The organism is Asaia sp. SF2.1, from assembly GCF_000505765.1.
GTDB classification, from domain to species: domain Bacteria; phylum Pseudomonadota; class Alphaproteobacteria; order Acetobacterales; family Acetobacteraceae; genus Asaia; species Asaia bogorensis.
Map to the genome: position 1 here is coordinate 155,961 of NZ_AYXS01000012.1, position 2,608 is coordinate 158,568.

Here is a 2,608-nt window from a genome sequence, read left to right on the forward strand (position 1 = left end):
GGCGGTGGCATGTCCTCGCGTCTGTTCCAGGAAATCCGCGAAAAGCGCGGCCTTGTCTACTCGGTCTATTCCTTCGCCCTGCCCTTCCTCGATAGCGGGCTTTTCGGCATCTATGCCGGAACGGGCGAGCAGGAGGCGGCAGAGCTTGTGCCGGTCCTGCTGGACGAGTTGCGCCGTATCGGCGATGGCATCAGTCCGGAGGAAATTGCCCGTGCCCGTGCACAGGTCAAATCCTCGCTTCTGATGTCGCTGGAAAGCACGGGCAGCCGCTGTGAGCAGATCGCCCGCCAGATGCAGCTTTTCGGGCAGATTATCGACACGAGCGAGACCGTGGCAAAAATCGATTCTGTGGATGAAGGGGCCATGATCCGCGCCGCCGAGACACTGTTTCGCGCCCGCCCCACGCTCGCAACCATTGGCCCGGTGGGGGCCATTCCGTCATTTGAGGCCATCAGCCAGAGGCTTGTTGCATGAGCAAGGACCAGGAGCGTCTTTCAGACCTGATCGAAGCCGCAAAGCGCGCCGGAGCCGATCGGGCCGATGCGCTCATGGTGGCCTCGCGTTCGGTTTCGGCCATGTGCCGTCAGGGCGTACCGGAAGGGCTGGAGCACTCCGAAACCCTTGCGCTTGGCCTGCGCGTATTCGTAGGTAAACGCGCGGCCAGTGTTTCGGCCACGGCACTCGACCCGAGCCGCTTTGAGGCGCTTGCCCAGCAGGCCGTTGCCATGGCGCATGTGGTGCCTGAGGATGCATGGGCCGGTACGGTCGATCCCGACCGGCAGGGCGTGTACAATATCGCGGCGCTCGATATGGTCGATCCGACCGAAGCCCCGAGCCTCGATGCTTTACTGGCCCGAGCGCGCGAGGCCGAGGAAACCGCCCTCGGTATCAAGGGGATCACCAACAGCAATGGCGCCTCGGCGGGCTATAGCCGCGTCGAGATCACCCTTGCTGAAAGCAGCGGGTTCAGCGGCGCTTATGCCCAGACCAGCCATAGCAACGGCATCAGCGTGCTCGCCGGTGACGGGCCGAGCATGCAGCGTGACTATGCCGGACATAGCACGCGCCATCTGACCGATCTGGATAGCCCGGCGCTGCTCGGACGCGAGGCGGCCGAACGGGCTCTCGCACGCATGAACCCGGTCAAGCCGCGCACCGGATCCTTCCCGGTGGTGTTCGATCCACGTGTCTCGTCCAGCCTGCTCGGCCACCTGGCGGGTGCCATCAATGGCTCTGCCATCGCACGCGGCACGTCGTTTCTGTCCGGCCACAAAGGCAAGCGTATCCTGCCTGAAGCTCTCAGCGTCATCGATGACCCGACGCGTCCGCGCGGCCTGCGCTCAAAGCCTTTCGATGCCGAGGGCCTGTTGCCCAGCCCCCTCGCCTTCGTTGAAAACGGTATGCTTACAGACTGGATTCTGGATGGTCGCTCGTCGCGCCAGCTTGGTCTGGTCAATAACGGCCGCGCCTCGCGTGGCGTAGGTGGTCCCCCCTCTCCGGCGGTTGGCAATTTCTATCTGACGGGCGGCACGGGATCACGACGTGCGCTGATGGAGGACATTGTCGAGGGCATCTATGTGACCGAGATGATGGGTTCTTCCATCAACGGCCTGACAGGCGATTACAGCCGTGGCGCGTCGGGTTTCATGATTCGTCACGGTCAGCTTGCGGAACCTGTCGCCGAGTTGACCATTGCAGGTAATCTCATCGAGATGTTCGCGGCCCTACGTGCCGCCGATGATCTCGTCTTCCGCCACGGTGTCGATGCCCCGACACTGAGGATCGACGCCATGAGCGTTGCCGGAAGCCAGTAAGGAGTTCTCATGTCACGCCGCCTGTTCCGCGCCTCTCTTCTGCTTCTTGCCCTTGCCCCGCTTCTGGCCGCCCCGGCCGATGCGCGCCCCGGTGGCGGTCGCTCCATGGGAAGCCGGGGAAGCCGCACCTATTCTCCCCCGCCCATGACCCAGACCGCGCCTTATCAGGCCCGGCCCATGGAGCGAAGCTATGCCCCCTCATCCCCGTCACCGGGCTATAGCAACCCGATGCAGCGCCCGATGGGCCAGCCTTACGGCTTTGCACAGCGCCGCCCCTTCATGACCGGCTTTGTGGGTGGCCTGCTGGGTGCCGGCCTGTTTGGCATGCTGTCTGGCCATGGTTTTCTTGGTGGTATCGGCGGGGGGCTCTCCTTCCTCGGCCTGCTGTTCCAGATTGCGCTGTTCGGTTTAATCATCGTGATGGTGCTGCGCTGGCTCGGCAATCGTCGCCAGGGCGGGGCCAGTGCCCCTCAGAGGCCCGGTTTTTCGGGTGGCGCCGGGGCACCGGCCGTCACGCTGAACAACAGCGATTACCAGAACTTCCAGCGCCTCCTGCTCGACATCCAGGCTGCCTGGAGTGCTCAGAACATGCGGGCGCTCTCCAGCATGGCCACACCGGAGATGGTGTCGTATTTCAACGAGCAGCTGGCCGATTATGCGAGCCGTGGTGCACGCAATATCGTATCGGACGTGCAATTCATGCGCGGCGATCTCTCGGAAGCATGGCGTGAGGGCAACCTCACCTATGCCACCGTTGCCATGCAGTATTCGCTGTATGACGTCACGACCGATCA

General features: G+C 63.4%; 3 protein-coding genes. All 3 read left to right on the forward strand.

Annotation, left to right across the window (positions count from 1 at the left end):
• Positions 1–474 (forward strand): pitrilysin family protein (locus tag P792_RS27115; RefSeq protein WP_031240604.1); only part of this gene is annotated, 474 nt, incomplete at its 5' end.
• Complete coding sequence (locus P792_RS27120; RefSeq protein ID WP_023978465.1) at positions 471–1,814, forward strand: TldD/PmbA family protein; 1,344 nt, start codon at positions 471–473, stop codon at positions 1,812–1,814. The genes P792_RS27115 and P792_RS27120, both read left to right, overlap by 4 nt.
• A gap of 9 nt (positions 1,815–1,823) precedes the next feature.
• On the forward strand, positions 1,824–2,608 hold a 785-nt coding region (locus P792_RS27125; RefSeq protein WP_023978466.1), incomplete at its 3' end, for a TIM44-like domain-containing protein.